The 14,227-nt window shown below is 70.7% G+C and carries 11 protein-coding genes; 3 read left to right on the plus strand and 8 right to left on the minus strand.

Annotation, left to right across the window (positions count from 1 at the left end; genetic code table 11):
- Positions 1-74: 74 nt before the first annotated feature.
- From ACFWVE_RS24705 to ACFWVE_RS24730, 6 genes are all read right to left on the minus strand, one after another.
- Positions 75-1,130 (minus strand): BMP family protein, encoded by a 1,056-nt coding sequence (locus tag ACFWVE_RS24705; RefSeq protein WP_384017855.1) that lies wholly within the window; start codon positions 1,128-1,130, stop codon positions 75-77.
- A 334-nt stretch (positions 1,131-1,464) separates the two neighbouring features.
- Entirely contained in the window at positions 1,465-2,727 is a 1,263-nt protein-coding gene (locus ACFWVE_RS24710; RefSeq protein ID WP_384017949.1) for an amidohydrolase, read from the minus strand.
- Between the two features lie 433 nt (positions 2,728-3,160).
- On the minus strand, positions 3,161-4,234 hold the full coding sequence (locus tag ACFWVE_RS24715) for a hypothetical protein (protein ID WP_384017858.1): 1,074 nt from the start codon (positions 4,232-4,234) through the stop codon (positions 3,161-3,163).
- A gap of 49 nt (positions 4,235-4,283) precedes the next feature.
- Positions 4,284-5,222, minus strand: coding sequence for an N-acetylneuraminate synthase family protein (locus tag ACFWVE_RS24720; RefSeq protein WP_384017861.1), 939 nt, complete (start codon positions 5,220-5,222; stop codon positions 4,284-4,286).
- Positions 5,223-5,236: 14 nt separating this feature from the next.
- On the minus strand, positions 5,237-6,535 hold the full coding sequence (locus ACFWVE_RS24725; protein WP_384017864.1) for a cytidylyltransferase domain-containing protein: 1,299 nt from the start codon (positions 6,533-6,535) through the stop codon (positions 5,237-5,239).
- Positions 6,536-6,597: 62 nt separating this feature from the next.
- Positions 6,598-7,923, minus strand: coding sequence for a DUF6716 putative glycosyltransferase (locus ACFWVE_RS24730; protein WP_384017867.1), 1,326 nt, complete (start codon positions 7,921-7,923; stop codon positions 6,598-6,600).
- A gap of 197 nt (positions 7,924-8,120) precedes the next feature.
- Here ACFWVE_RS24730 and ACFWVE_RS24735 point away from each other — a divergent pair, with 197 nt between their 5' ends.
- From ACFWVE_RS24735 to ACFWVE_RS24745, 3 genes are all read left to right on the plus strand, one after another.
- Positions 8,121-9,101 (plus strand): glycosyltransferase family 2 protein, encoded by a 981-nt coding sequence (locus ACFWVE_RS24735; protein WP_384017869.1) that lies wholly within the window; start codon positions 8,121-8,123, stop codon positions 9,099-9,101.
- On the plus strand, positions 9,101-10,441 hold the full coding sequence (locus tag ACFWVE_RS24740) for a polysialyltransferase family glycosyltransferase (protein WP_384017872.1): 1,341 nt from the start codon (positions 9,101-9,103) through the stop codon (positions 10,439-10,441). Before ACFWVE_RS24735 ends, ACFWVE_RS24740 begins: the two co-directional genes overlap by 1 nt.
- Before the next feature lie 171 nt (positions 10,442-10,612).
- The gene (locus tag ACFWVE_RS24745; RefSeq protein ID WP_384017875.1) at positions 10,613-11,797 is read left to right on the plus strand and encodes an acyltransferase family protein; all 1,185 of its coding nucleotides are present in this window, start codon (positions 10,613-10,615) and stop codon (positions 11,795-11,797) included.
- Positions 11,798-11,854: 57 nt separating this feature from the next.
- Here ACFWVE_RS24745 and ACFWVE_RS24750 read toward each other — a convergent pair whose 3' ends face one another.
- Together ACFWVE_RS24750 and ACFWVE_RS24755 are read right to left on the minus strand one after the other, a co-directional pair.
- Positions 11,855-13,195 (minus strand): alpha-2,8-polysialyltransferase family protein, encoded by a 1,341-nt coding sequence (locus ACFWVE_RS24750; RefSeq protein WP_384017878.1) that lies wholly within the window; start codon positions 13,193-13,195, stop codon positions 11,855-11,857.
- A complete protein-coding gene (locus ACFWVE_RS24755) occupies positions 13,192-14,178 on the minus strand; it encodes a glycosyltransferase family 2 protein (protein ID WP_384017881.1) in 987 nt (328 codons plus the stop codon). The genes ACFWVE_RS24750 and ACFWVE_RS24755 overlap by 4 nt, the downstream gene beginning before the upstream one ends.
- Positions 14,179-14,227 lie beyond the last annotated feature (49 nt).

The following is a 14,227-nucleotide window of genomic DNA, read 5'->3' on the forward strand; positions in this document are numbered from 1 at the left end:
GGCGGGCACCCCCTGGGGTGCCCGCCCGGCTTCACCACTGCGGTACCGCGGTACCGCGCCGCCCTCCTGCCGCGTTACTCCGTCTTGACGGTGATGGAGCCGTCGATGATGCCTGCCTTGGCCTCGGCCACGGCGTCCGTCAGGCCCTCGACGTCGGCCATCTTCGGGTTGCTGTCGGAGAGGCCGACACCGTCCACCTTCAGGTCGAAGACCTGAGTGCCGGTCAGCGGCTTGTCGTCCTGGACGGACTTGGCCAGCGCGTACACCGAACCGCCGACGTCCTTGAGGGCGGAGGTGAGGATGAACTCCTTGTAGCCGGCGAGGGCTTCCTGCTGGTACTGGTCGGAGTCGACGCCGATCGCCCAGATCTTCGCCTTGGCGGCGGCCTCGATCACGCCCTGCCCGGAGAGACCGGCCGCCTGGTAGACGACGTCGGCCTTCTTCTCGATCTGGCCCTCGGCGGCGGCCTTGCCCTTGTCGGGGCTGGAGAAGCCGCCCTCCTCCGCGGTCTGCGTCAGGTACTGCGAGACGATCTTGACCTTCGGGTCGGTGGCCGTGACGCCCTGCTTGAAGCCGGCCTCGAACTTGTGGATCAGCGGGATGTCGACACCGCCCACGAAACCGACCGTCTTCGTCTCGGTCGCCTTGGCGGCGGCGACACCGGCGAGGTAGGACGCCTGCTCCTCGGCGAAGACGAGGGAGACGACGTTCTTGCCCTCGACCACGGAGTCGACGATGCCGAAGGTGGTGTCGGGGTACTTCTCGGCCACGGCCTTCATCGCCGGGCCGTAGACGAAGCCGACGCCGATGACGGGGTTGTAGCCCTGCTTGGCGAGCGAGGAGAGGCGCTGCTCCTTGTCCGCGTCGGTCTCGCCCTCGGTGGGCTCGATGTCGGCGGTCTTGTAGCCGAACTCCTTCTCGGCCTTCTGGAGCCCCGCGTGGGCGGCGTCGTTGAAGGACTGGTCGCCCTTGCCGCCGATGTCGTAGGCGATGGCGAGACCGAGGTCACCCTTCGCGGAGCTCTCCGAGCCGTCACCGCTCTCGCTGCTGGTACCGCCGCAGGCCGTGGCGGCGAGTGCGAGCGACGCGACCCCCACCGCGACGCGAGTCAGTCTGGATATCCGACGCATCTGACGCTCCCCATTCTCCAAAGCCCCGCAACGGCGCTCGGTCCGGCGCACATTAACGCGCGTAGACACTCCTGGGAACGGGGTACTGCGAGGCCGTTATCCATTCGTGCCGATGGCCGGTTACACCCTGGTGAAGCAGAGGACCGTAGGGGGTCGAAAGGGGCGGAAACGGTCGACCGCAACAGCACGCGGCGGGACGCCACGCGCACCACGCTCCCCCTCCCCCGCCCCGCACGCAAGTGGAGCGGGGAGACGGGGCGGAAGAGGGCGGCGGCGACGAAAGGGGGCCGGGGTCCGGTGCGGGAACCGGCCGGCCCCCGCGCCACCGGCGTTCTCAGCGCAGGTCGTCCAGCAGGGCGGCGGCGGTGAAGAGTTCGACGCCCACGGTGATGGCGTACTCGTCGACGTCGAAGTCGCCCTGGTGCAGGTCGCGGATGGCGCGCTCGCCCGGAGGACGGACCCCGAGGCGGGCCATGGCGCCGGGAACGTGCTCCAGGTACCAGGAGAAGTCCTCGCCGCCGAGGCTCTGTTCGGTGTTCTCCACGGACTCCGGGCCGCGCCGGGCGATCATGGCGTCCCGCAGGAGCTCGGTGGCACCGGCCTCGTTGACGACCGGCGGGACTCCGCGCACGTAGTTGATCTCCGACTTGGCACGGTGCAGGTTGGCCACCTCGTCGATGGCGGCGACCACGATGTCCGGGGCCAGCCGCCAGGTCTCCAGGTCGAGGCAGCGCACGGTGCCGGAGAGTTCGGCGTGCTGCGGGATGACGTTGGGCGCGTGGCCGGACTCGACCCTGCCCCAGGTGACGGCGAGTCCGCTGCGGCTGTCGACCCGCCGGCCCACCAGCGCGGGCACGTCGGTGACGACCCGGGCGGCGGCGGTGACCAGGTCGGTGGTCAGATGCGGCCGGGCGGTGTGGCCGCCGGGCCCGTCGAGGGCGATCTCCAGGCGGTCGCAGGCGGAGGTGATGGGGCCCTCGCGCAGCCCGATCCTCCCCGCGTCGACCCGGGGGTCGCAGTGCACGGCGACGATCCGCCCGACCCCGACGAGCGCGCCGTCCAGAATGGCGTCGGCGGCACCGCCGGGCAGCACCTCCTCGGCGGGCTGGAAGATCAGCCGCACCGGCCGGGGCAGCAGGCCCTGGCGGTGCAGTTCGGCGAGGACGAGCCCGGTGCCGAGCACGACGGTGGTGTGCACGTCGTGGCCGCAGGCGTGCGCGCGGTCGGGCACGGTGGAGCGGTACGGGCACTCGGTCTTCATGTCGGGGATGGGCAGCCCGTCGATGTCGGCCCGCAGCGCGAGCACGCCGGCCCCGGGGACGGCCCCCGTGCCGGTACCGGTGTCTGCGAGGCTGCCGCCGTCCACCACCCCGATGTCACAGACGAGGCCGGTCCCGCCGGAGAGTACGCGCGGCGCGAGGCCGGCCCGCTCCAGCCGCTCCTTGATCGCGGCGGTCGTACGGAACTCCTGGTTGCCCAGCTCAGGGTGCATGTGCAGGTCGCGGCGGAAGGCGACGAGCTCGGCGTGCAGGACCTCGGGGAGCGCGCCCGGAAGCACCGCCCCTCCGGGCAGATCGACCTCGGACTCCAGTGACATCAGTTGCTTCACCCTTTGAAGGGTAGGCCGACGGGACCTCCGACCGACCCCTGATCAAGAAAATTCAGCCCGTCAGTGGAAGAAAAACTGGCGGCGCCACGCTTAGCGGCCTTCCGCCATGGGTAAACTCGCCGCCCCGTACGCGGACGAGTCCGTACGGACCGTCCCGAACGCACCGCCGCTCACAGCGGCCGCTTCCGGCACCCCGCGCGCCGCACTCCACCTCTCCTCGGTGTACCACGCATCGCTCGAGCCACGCGGACCGGTTCGCCTGCCGGACACGGCGCCCCGCCGCCCCGGGTCCGCGCCCGCCCCCCGCGCACCCGGGTGAAACCGCCTCCGCCGCCCCGGGTTGCGCCGATGGGGTGCGGGGCCGTGCACGCCGGCCTGCCGGAGTTCCTCCGGGCCACCCGTGCCCCGTACGACGTCCTCCTCAGATGGCCGGCGCCACCGAAACCGCCGCCAGGCGGTGGGCGTCCCGGGCCGTGCCCGTCACGTTGGAGAGGAAACCCTGGGCCCGGGGGGAGGCGTTCTCGGTCAGCCAGGCCGGGTTGATGTCGCAGACCGCGACACGGACCTCCGTGCCGAAGAGGGCCAGGGGGAGGGTGTGGACGACGGTCGACGGGAAGCTGAGGACCGTGCGGCCGATGGGGCCCCGGCGGGCGATCAGTTCGAGGGGGAGTTCGGGGCGGACGATCTCCAGGCCCGTCTCGACCGCGAGGCGGTGGAGTTTTTCGGTGCTCTCGCGGCGGTGGGCGAAGTAGCGGGTCGCGCCGTGGGTCTTGGTGAGGGTGCGGACGGCCTCGATGTAGGCGTCGGCGTCCACCACGCCGGTTTCCACGAGGGACGTGCCGACCATGTCGGCGGTCCTGGTGATCCGGGGCGGGCCGAACCGCTCCCGGGTCCAGGCGAAGGAGTTGGCGCTGACGGTGACACCGGCCGGGATGTCGTCGACCGGCATCGAGGAGAAGACCTCCACCCGGCGCCGGCCGCCCGGGGTGAGCCTGCGGCGGGCGATGCCGGAGACCGGGGCGAGGAGCAGGTCGCGGGGACCGCGGCGGCCGCCCTTGCGGTGCCAGCGGACCAGGCGTTCGCCGCGCGCGAGCTGGCCGACGAACTCCATGGTCGCCGTGCCGTCGTCGACGACGACGAGGTCGTGGGCGCTGGTGATCGCCAGCATGAGCTGTACGTACCGCGAGAAGGGGTCGCCGAGGACGACCCGGGTGGCGCGGCGCAGCGGGCCGGCCAGGCCGCCTATGGTCTGGAAGGGCGCGCTCGCTCCGCCGCGCGCCTCCTCCCAGCGGACCTCGTGGCCCTCCTCGCGGGCGAGTTCGGACATGCGGCGCAACTGGCCGCGGGTCATGGGGTCGACGGGGGACAGCACCACGAGGGTGAGCCCCACGCCGGGCGCATGCGCGTGCGCCCACTCCAGCACGTTCAGCAGCTGTACCGGGCTCTCGACGAAGGCGAGAGTGTGGGAGCCGGCATTCCCGGCGCGGGGGCTCATCTACGTACGACCGTTCCCGTCGTCAAGGGATGGTGGGGGGAGAGGGAGGTCAGACGGTCAGCGGCTCGCCGGCCGCGTCGGCGATCTCCGCCTCGGCGACGACACCGGGAACCCGGCGCAGCTTCTTCATCGGACCCAGCTCGGACTCGTAGACCTTCTTGACGCCGTCACCGAGGGACTCCTCGATGGTGCGGATGTCGCGGACCAGGCGGGTGAGGCCCTGCGGCTCGACGGACGCGGCCTGGTCGGAGCCCCACATGGCGCGGTCGAGGGTGATGTGGCGCTCGACGAAGGTGGCGCCGAGGGCGACGGCGGCCAGCGTGGTCTGCAGGCCGGTCTCGTGGCCGGAGTAGCCGATCGGGACGTTCGGGTACTCCTGCTGGAGGGTGTTGATCACGCGGAGGTTCAGCTCCTCGGCCTTGGCCGGGTAGGTGGACGTCGCGTGGCAGAGCAGGATGTTGTCGCTGCCCAGGACCTCGACCGCGTGGCGGATCTGCTTCGGGGTGGACATGCCGGTGGAGAGGATGACCGTGCGGCCGGTGGCGCGCAGGGCGCGCAGCAGCTCGTCGTCCGTGAGGGAGGCGGAGGCGACCTTGTGGGCGGGGACGTCGAACTTCTCCAGGAAGGCGACGGCCTCGGTGTCCCACGGGGAGGCGAACCAGGCGATGTTCTTGGACTTGCAGTACTCGTCGATCTGACGGTACTCGTCCTCACCGAACTCCACGCGGTGGCGGTAGTCGATGTAGGTCATGCGGCCCCAGGGGGTGTCGCGCTCGATGTCCCACTGGTCGCGCGGGGTGCAGATCTCGGGCGTGCGCTTCTGGAACTTGACGGCGTCGCAGCCGGCTTCGGCGGCGGCGTCGATCAGCTTGAACGCGTTCTCGAGGTCGCCGTTGTGGTTGATGCCGATCTCGCCGGTGACGTACACCGGGCGGCCGGGGCCGGCTTCGCGGGTACCGAAGGTGCGGATGCGGGAGTTGGTGCTCATGACCTGGTGTTTCCTTACTTGGGGAGGGAATCGAGAGAGGGGCCGAGGATCCAGCTGGCGATCTCCCGGATCGCGCCGTCGCCACCGGGGACGGTGGTGACCGCGCGTGCGGCGCCGCGTACGACGTCGTGGGCGCTCGCGACCGCCACGGGCCAGCCCACGAGGGCGAAGCACGGGAGGTCATTGACGTCGTTGCCGACGTAGAGCACGCGCTCGGGCGCGATGCCCTGTTCCTCGCACCACTGCTTCAGTGCGAGGTCCTTGCGGTCGATGCCGTGCAGCACGGGGATCTGGAGCTTGCGTGCGCGGGCGGCGACGACCGTGTTCTTTTCCGTGGACAGGACGAGCATCCTCAGTCCGCTCCTGCGCAGAGCGGCGATGCCGAGTCCGTCGCCGCGGTGCACGGAGACGAATTCCTGTCCGTCGGCGTCGATCAGCACCCTGTCGTCGGTCTGGGTGCCGTCGAAGTCGAGGACGACCGCGTCGACGTCGTCGGCGGTCGGAAGGGCGCCGGGCCTGTCGGCGTCGAAGAGCGGGGCGAGGGCGCGGGCGCGGGCGAGGTCGTGCGGGTCGTCGATCTCCAGGACCCGCGCGGGGTCGGTGCGGACGAGTTCGGTCCGGCCGAAGAAGCGGTGCCGGTGCTCGCGGAAGCCGGCCGCGTCCATCGCGTAGGCGGCGCCGGTCTCCAGGAGGTCCTGGGGGCGGTCCTGGCGGCGGGGGCGGAAGGACTTGTCGTGGTTGACGCCGAAGCCGCCGCTGGGGCCGTCCACCGGCGCCGCGTCCGTCGCGGTCGCGTCGGGCTCGTCCCGCCAGATGAAGCCGTGGAACGGGGCCACGGTCACCGCCGTGTCGGCGCCCTGTTCGGCGACCGCGCCGGCCACCCCGTCGATGTCCTCGCGGATCAGGAACGGGCTGGTGCACTGGACCAGCAGGACGACGTCCACCTCGGCGCCGTGCAGCGCCTCGTGGGCGTCCATGGCGTGCAGGACCGCGGCCTCGGAGGTGGCGAGGTCGCCCGCGATGGCGGCGGGGCGCATCACGATCTCGGCGCCGGCCTGCCGGGCGGCGGCGGCGATGGCCTGGTCGTCGGTGGAGACGACGACGTCCGTGACACGGCGTGCGGCACGGCACTCGCGGACGGCGCGGGTCACCAGGGGCGCGCCGCCGACCGGCGCGAGGTTCTTCGCGGGCACGCCCTTGGAGCCGCCGCGCGCGGGGATCACGGCGAGCACCCGGCGCTCCCCCGAGTTCTCTACTGCGCTCGAGCAGGGGGTAACCCCGCCGGCGCCCTGGTCCGCTTGCGGTGGGGACATGGGATCAGCTCCTTGAGCTGGACGGGAAGGGAGGCGGTCTCGGCCGGCCGGACGAGCGGCGCTCACAGTTCGCCCATCCGCCGGATCACCGGGGCCACCCGCTGGACGCCGTGGCGGTAGGCGCCGCGCGCCGCACGGCGCACGATCTGCCGGACCGGTCCGGGCTCCTTGTCGGCGGCGGGGGTGCCGGGCATCGGGGTGCCGTCCGGGCCGAGGTGGTGACGGGCGAGCAGGCCGGGCAGATAGCCGGGCGCGGTGACGGTCGTGTAGTACGGGGCCAGCGGCGGCAGGCCGCCGGGGCGCTCGAGCAGCTTGGCGATGCGTGCGCGGGCGGCGTCGAAGGCGGTGTCGTACGCCCCGTCCACCGCCACGCCCTGCCGGGCCACCCACTCCTCGTCCGGCACGGGCCGGTGGCCGGCGTCGAGCTGGTCCCAGGAGGCGAGACAGCCGGAGCCGACGAAGTGGTGGTTGCCGAGCGCCTCGCGCACCCCGAGGTCGGTGAGGACCACGGTCGGGATGCGGCGGTGCAGGGACTCCAGCGCGGCCGTGGAGCTCATGGTGACCAGCAGGTCGGTGCGGTCCAGGACCTCGCCCATGTGCCCGTACACCAGGTGGAAGTTGGCCGGTGGGTCGAGCCGCTGGACCAGCTTCTGGTACGGCAGTTCCTCGATGTGCGTGGTGTGCTCGCCCGGCTTGGAGCGCAGCTTGAGCAGCACCTCCCGCTCGGGGTGCCGGCGGGCGTGCCCGACCAGCCGGTTCAGCAGGTAGGTACGGTCCCGGCGGTTCTCCGGCACGGAGGGCTGGGCGGCGAAGACGACCGTGTAGGGGTCGTGCTCGCCGGTGTAGGCGGCCCCGCCGAGGAACGGAAGCGCGACCTCCGTCACCGAGCCGGCGTCGGCGCCCACGCCCTCGTACACGGCGCGGAAGCGGTCGGCGTCCTGACGGGAGTTGGCGAGGACGAGGTCCGCGCCGTGGCGCAGCAGCAGGCCGTCGGCGAGCTTCTCGTAGACGACTCCGACGTACCCGGTGACGACGACGGGCCGGCCGGGCCGGCCGGCGGGGCTGTCCTCCCACACCCGCCCGAGTCCGTGCAGCATCGCCTGCACCCCGCCGCCGACCAGGGCGAGGACCAGGATGTCGTACGACTCCTCGCGCATGGCGTGCAGGAACTGGACCGCGGTCACCTCGTGGAGGGCGTCCGCCTGGACGCCGACCTCTTCGAGCTGACGGGCGGTGGGAGTCGCACGGCCCCGCAGGAGATAACCGTCCAACCGGATGTCCGAATCCTCCGGGGCGATGCGGTTCGCGGTGAGCGCACCCCATTTCCACCGGGTGTCGGAATCCGCGAGGACGGCGACTCTCAGGGTCTTCGTTGCACTTGCTGGCACAACGAAGACGTTAGGAGCAATTTCTAGGAGCCGCCCAACCTAAATCCAACAAATGGTTAACAGGAGACCGCCGAATGGCGAAACAGCCCGCCCGTCATCCGGAAAAATGTTTGCTTCACCGCTTCGCCACGCGCCGTTCACCCCGTATCAAGGTTCAAGTAATGACGAATGGCGGGGCGCCCCCTAACGTCGGAGACGTGCCCAAGCTCTCCGTCATCGTGCCGTTCTACAACGTGCGCCAATACGTCCCCGATGCCCTGCGAAGTCTGCGCGCCAACGCGCGGGACGACTTCGAGTTCATTCTCGTCGACGACTGCTCGACCGACGGGACCGCGGACCTCCTCGCACGCGCCGAGCGCGAACTGCCGGGTGCGGTGCTGGTCGGACACGAGAAGAACGGCGGCCTGGCGACCGCCCGCAACACCGGCATCGACCGGGCCCGCGGCGAGTACCTGACCTTCCTCGACGGCGACGACTGGCTGGCGCCCGGCTATTACGCCGAACTGGTGACCGCGATCGAGGAGCTGGACTGCGACTTCGTCCGCACCGACCATGTGCAGTGCACCGGACGGGCGCGCAGCATCCACCGCGTGCCGGTGGGCCGCCGCGGTGTCGTACTGCGGCCACGGGACGCGATCCTGCCGGCGGACCGGACCACCTCCGTGGACTATGCGTACGCGTGGGCGGGTGTGTACCACCGGCGGCTCGTCGACAGGGGGCTGCTGCACTTCACCGACGGCCTGCGCACGGCCGAGGACCGGCCCTGGATCTGGCGACTGCACCGGGAAGCGGACTCCTTCGCGGTGGCGGGTCTGCTGGGTGTCCACTACCGGCGCGGAGTCGCCTCCTCGCTCACCCAGATCGGAGATGTGCGGCAGCTGGACTTCATCCGGGCATTCGACCAGGTGATCGAGGAAACGGCGCGGGACCCGGATGCGGAGGAACTGCTGCCCAAGGCCGTGCGCACCTACTGCGCCGTCATGGCTCATCACCTCGGCTCAATCGAAAGGTTCGAACCCGACGTGGCCCGGAAACTGCGCACCCTGACTTCTGCCGCCATGAAACGCCTGCCCCAGCCCGTCCTCGCGGAAGTGCTGGACTCGATGGACGCCCGGAGGGCGAGCCGGCTGCGACGGCTGCGACGACTGCCCGCTTCGTTCCGGACGGTGGCCGCCTGATGCCCCGCACGACCCGGATCTTCTGCGCGTCGACCCTCTACGGCGCCGCGGCCCTCGCCGCCTCCCTCGACGCCGGACTGTTCGAACCCACCGACCGGCGACTGCTGCTGGTCACGAACAACGCGGAGAACCCGGAGACCACCCCTGCCGTCGACACGATGCCCGGGTTCTCGCGCATCAGGGAACGCTTCGACGACGTGCTCTCCTGGAACGAGACCATCGCGCCGTTCCACCCCGGCGGTTGGAGCCCTCGTACCGACGACGTTCCCATGTGGGAGCGATATGTGCGGCTCCTGTGGGGCCTCGGCGACGACGAGATCCGGCTGGTCGTCGAGCCCGTCCCGGCGAATCCGTCGCTCGCGCTGTGCCAGGTGTTCACCGGTGCCCCCGTCGATGTCTACGCGGGCGGCCTCACGAGCTACGGCCCCACCCGCGACAAGATCGACCCCCTGGTCGGCACGCGCATCGACCGGCTGCTGCACACGGACCTGGTTCCGGGGCTCACTCCGCTGCTGCTGACCGAGTACGGGGTGCCGCCCGAACCGGTGCCGGCCGAGGCGCTTGTGAAGGTGCTGGACGATCTCGCCGGGGACGAGGACCAGCCTGGCCTCTCCGAGGAACCCCCGGCCCTGCTCTTCGGAGAGTGCCTCTCGGCACTCGGTGTGCTCACCGCCGCCGAGGAGGAGGAACTGCATCTGCGTATGGTGCGCGGTGCCGTGGAGCTGGGTCACCGTCACCTCGTCTTCAAGCCGCACCCGGTGGCACCGGCGCGCTGGGACCGGCTGCTGGAGGAGGAGGCCTCGCGGCTCGGGGCCCGCCTCACCTCGCTGGACCGCCTCGTGCCCGCCGAAGTCGCCGTCCGGCGGATGCGGCCCGCGCTCGCCGTCGGCTGCTTCTCCACCGCGCTGCTCACCGCCGCGAGCCTGTACCGGATCCCGGTCGCGCGGGTGGGCACCGACACCCTCCTGGCCCGGCTCGCCCCCTACCAGAACAGCGACCGAGTGCCGCTGACCATCGTGGACGCGCTGTTGCCCGACATCGGCGACCCGTCGGCGGTGGCCGACCGGCACATGCCCTCGGAGGAACGGGTGGCGGAGCTGGCCGGCCTGCTCAAGGCTGTGGGGTTCGCCATGCAACCCAAGATCTACCCCGGGCTGCGGGCGGAGGCCGAGAGTTACCTCTCACAGCACCTCGACTCGCACACCTGGCGCTATTTCAAACGCCGTCGGCTGACCGTGCTGGCGCTCCCGGGTGGCGTACCGGCACGGCTCTCCTTCATTCCGCGCAATGCGACCGTGCGGCGGGTCGCCCGTCGGGCCCGGGGGCTGGCGAAGCGCTGACCGGCGCCCGACACGGCCCGCGCCGGATGTCGAACACCTGCCCCAGTATTCACCCACACGCCACCTGTGCGCCCGCTCGGCGTCGCCACTGAATCCTCTGCCATCCGCCGGAGGTTCCCAGTGTCCCGTCCGCCGACTTCGGGAACGCCTCCCCGTCGAGAAAGGCCTCAGATGAAAGCGGCCGACCAGGCCCTGGCTCCGAGGAGCCCCGCGCCGGCACCCACCCCGCAGGTACGGGCCGTGGAAAGGATCCCCGGTTCCCCGTCTCGCCGGCCCGGGGGAGACCGCCTGCGCGCGCTGGACGGCCTGCGGCTGCTGGCCGCGCTGATGGTCTGCCTGTACCACTTCGCGGGGAAGGACGGCGAGGTCGCCGCCTCCTGGAACCAGTCCCCGGGGCAGATGTTCCCGACCCTGTCGCAGGCTGCCGTCTACGGCTGTCTGGGTGTGCAGTTCTTCTTCGTCATCAGCGGCTTCGTCATCTGCATGAGCAGCTGGGGCCGGAGCCTGGGTGACTTCTTCCGGTCCCGCGTGGCGCGCCTCTACCCCGCCTACTGGGCGGCCCTGCTGATCGTGGGCGCCGCGTCCCTCGCCCTGCCCGTGGTCTTCGCGCCGCTGAGGTCGGACGAGTTCCTGATGAACCTCACCATGCTGCAGCAGCCCATGGGGGTGCCGCGTGTGCTGGGCGTGTGCTGGACACTCTGGGTCGAGATGCGCTTCTACGTGCTGTTCGCCCTGTTCGTGATCTGGAAGGGCGTCACCTACCGGCGGGTGGTGATCTTCTGCATCCTGTGGTCACTGGCCGGGGTCCTCGCCCGGGTCGCCGACACTCCGCTGACCGACGAGCTGGTGATGCGTGACCACGCCCCGTTCTTCATCGGCGGGCTGGCGCTGTACCTGATCCACCGGTTCGGCAGCGATCTGCTGCTGTGGGGGATCGTGGGCATGTCCTTCCTGATGGGGCAGCGCTACTCCGTCACAGCGCTGTGGCATCCCGGCATGAGCGGTGACTTCCACCGCAATCCGTACGTCATCCAGGGGATCGTCCTCCTCTCCTTCGCCGCTGTCGCCGCGGTGGCGCTGGGCTGGACCCGCTGGGCGAACTGGCGCTGGCTCACGGTGGCGGGAGCGTTGACCTACCCCTTCTACCTGATCCACGAGCATCTCGGCTGGTTCGCCATCCGGGTACTGCACCGGGGCTTCGGAGTGGGCCCCTACGAGACGCTCGTCCTGTCCCTGGCCTGTCTGCTGGTCCTGGCCTGGTTGATGCACCGTTTCGTGGAGAAGCCCTTCGGCCCGCGGCTGAAGCGGACGATGACCGTGCAGGCGGCCCGCCTGGGGTCCCGCACCACGCAGTGAGTTCCTTCCGGGCTTCTCCGGTGCCGCTGCGCCGGAGAAGCCCGACCGGCCGCCGTGTCAGGACTGCGCGGCGCGGATGCGCCGCACCACGCGCCGTACGGTGGGGTTGCGGCGCAGTGCTTCCGCACGCACCGGACTGCCTCCGGGCAGACCCAGGCTGGTCAGCCGGCGCTTCTTGAAGTACTGCGGGTACTCGGCGAGATGGGCGGTGAGCCAGGCGGCCGTCTCGTCGCGCAGGTCGTGGTACTTGCGCGCCTGCATGCAGTAGCCCACGGCCCGCACCAAGGGGGCGAGCCGCTCCGCGAGTCCGGCCAGTTCAAGGGGTTCACCCACCTGCGCGTGCTCGGCGTCGGGCAGAGCCGCGTCGATGACGGTGAGGGGAACGCGGTTGCTGTTCTCGTACGGAGCTATGCGTTCGAGCAGCAGCTCGGTGCCGACGCGGGCCACGGGAATGCCGTAGAGCGCCGCGGCGGTCATCAGGGCCGTCGAGAAACAGCCGATGACGAGCTTCGGCCGCAGACGGGAGAACACGGTCTCGGCGAGGACGGGCTCGCTGAGGACGGACAGTCGCACACCGAGTTCGTCCGCCGCCGTCTCCAGGGACCGGTTGTAGACGGCGGGCGCACTGGGGTGGGGCTTGAACAGGACGGACCGGTGCCCGGCGCGGGCCGCGGCGCGCAGCATGCGCAGGTGCAGCTGCTCCTCCTCGTCCTGGGTGATGAGGTCGATGGCCGACAGGTACTGGCCGAGGAGAACGGCCGTGGGCGGGTCCTCGGCGGGCAGGCGTTCGGCGAGGATCCCGGCTCCCTCCTCGCCCAGTTCGTCGAGGACACCGGTGATCGCCTCGTTGGGGATGGCCTCGGGCTCGACTCCGTACTCGGAAAGGAGCATGGGGCGCAGCCCGGGCACCAGGTCGAGGTGCAGCACCCGCACGATGCGGCTGCTCATGGGCCGGGGGATGCGGTTGCGGGTGGGCCCGTAGCTCATCAGGCCGTCGGCGTAGACGTGGATGGGGCTGTCGGCGAAGATGTCGGCGACGGCCCGGGAGGGGTTGGCCTGGATCGACTCGCAGGCGATCTCCACCGGCTCGTCGCCGAGGTCCCACGCCAGGCGTATGGCCTTCTCCCACAGCCGCGTGTCCTGGGCGCGCGGCGACCACCCGGCGGGGTGGTGGGGACTGATGAACTCGTTCCACGAGTGCACCTGGTCGAATTCGGGGCGCAGCTTCTCGAAGCCGGCCATCCGGTCCAGCGGTGTGCCGACCTCGGGCACGGCGGCGGTGTTGCTGACGACCAGGATGCGGCGGTGGGCGGCGCGCGGGCCGAAATGACCGGCGCGGATGGCGGCGGTGACGGTCGCGGCCGCGTACTGCGTGGCCGAGAAGAACATCTGGATCATGCCGCTACGCCTTTCATCCCGCCGCGTATGCGCCGCAGCGTGTGCACACGTTCTTCGCCCATGCCGACGAGGGCTTCACCGAGCTCCTGCTCGGTCATCCGGCCCAAGGCCTCGGCGGCCATCTGTCGCAGTTTGGCGTGGACGCTGCGCTCGAACCTGTGCCGGTCGAGCACCTGGTGGGCGATGACGACGCAGTAGTTGCGCAGCGCCTTCTTCCGCAGCCGGTCCGCCTCGGGGTCGCTCTCGAGTTCGGCGAGGACGAGGTCGAAGGAGCGGAAGAAGTCGAGCTGGCGCAGGTCACCGATCTGGGTGAGGGAGGTCGTCAGACCGCGTCGGTAGAAGACGCCGTGCAGACTGGCGACGGCATAGGACTCCGCCCGGCGGTGGAGCTCCCAGATCCAGGGCCTGTCCTCGGCGGTCCGCAGCCCGTCGTGGAAACGCAGCATGCCCTGGTCCAGAAGGCGACGGTGATAGATGCCGGCCCAGGCGTAGGGGTAGTCGACCATGGTGGTGTCGTCGACCGGGAGGATCGAACTCCTCGGGTCGATCGGTGTGTTCCTTCGTCCCTCGGGCGCACGGTGGACATTGCGCTGGAGGCCCGTCACCTGCACATGGTCGGTCCGCACGAAGTCGACGTCGAACCGTTCGATCGACTCCACGAGCCGCGCCAGATAGCCGGGGGCCAGCCAGTCGTCGCCGTCCAGGAAGGTGAGATACCTGCCCTCGGCCGCATCGATCCCGGTGTTGCGCGCGGTGGCCAGGCCGCCGTTGTGCTCGTGCCGGATCACCCTGCTGTGCTCCAGCCGCTCGGTCAGGGCCAGGAGCGCCTCGTAGGTCCTGTCCTTGGTCGACCGGTCCTCAACGAATATGAATTCGAAGTCGTCCCGGACGTTGTTGCCGAGACTGGCCACGGTTTCCGAGACATAGGCCTCGATATTGAAGCAGGGAACGATCACGGAAAGTGTCGGGGGACGTCGAGTCACGCGGGCACCTAAGTTCTCTCAAGGGCTATCCCTCCTACTCTAGGAGCCA

The organism is Streptomyces sp. NPDC058632, from assembly GCF_042717095.1.
Lineage (GTDB): Bacteria > Actinomycetota > Actinomycetes > Streptomycetales > Streptomycetaceae > Streptomyces.